This is a genomic window from Roseomonas acroporae (assembly GCF_023223525.1).
Classification (GTDB): domain Bacteria; phylum Pseudomonadota; class Alphaproteobacteria; order Acetobacterales; family Acetobacteraceae; genus Roseomonas_E; species Roseomonas_E acroporae.
Genome location: NZ_JALPRX010000216.1, coordinates 1 through 398, shown reverse-complemented (window position 1 = coordinate 398; position 398 = coordinate 1). Strand labels below are relative to the sequence as shown.

At 61.8% G+C, this 398-nt stretch carries 1 protein-coding gene; it reads right to left on the bottom strand.

The annotated features are described in order from the left end of the window. Positions 1–60: 60 nt before the first annotated feature. Complete coding sequence (locus tag M0638_RS28050; RefSeq protein ID WP_248670251.1) at positions 61–237, bottom strand: XRE family transcriptional regulator; 177 nt, start codon at positions 235–237, stop codon at positions 61–63. Between the last annotated feature and the right edge of the window lie 161 nt (positions 238–398).

The following is a 398-nucleotide window of genomic DNA, read 5'->3' as shown; positions in this document are numbered from 1 at the left end:
AATATCGTCCCGCAACGAACCCGTTGTCCAGCCGGACCGAAGGCGTCCGGCGCCGGCCGTCTATCCCTCCGCTCTCCGCATCCTCACGCCGTCGCCACCGCCGTTCTGCGGGATGAATTCCACCCCGGCGGCCTCCAAGGTCCGCCGCAAGGTGTCCGCGTTCGCCGCCGTCATGTTCGGTAGTCCATCGGTGCCTTCGGCGCGGCGGATCGTGGCGAGGCTGACCTTGGAAGCCATCGCCAGCTCCTGCGCTGACCAGTTCAGCAGGGCCCGGGCTGCCCTAAGCTGCCGACCCGTCATGCTTCTTTTAGCGTCATATGATTTGAAAGCACTTGAACCCTTCTCGTGCTCTTGCTACTAAAACACTCATACGACGCTATGAGAAGCAAGGCAACAAT

Excerpts from the sequence above, each read along its gene's own strand:
- M0638_RS28050 (WP_248670251.1), bottom strand. The coding sequence starts at position 237 with ATGGCTTCCAAGGTCAGCCTCGCCACGATCCGCCGCGCCGAAGGCACC.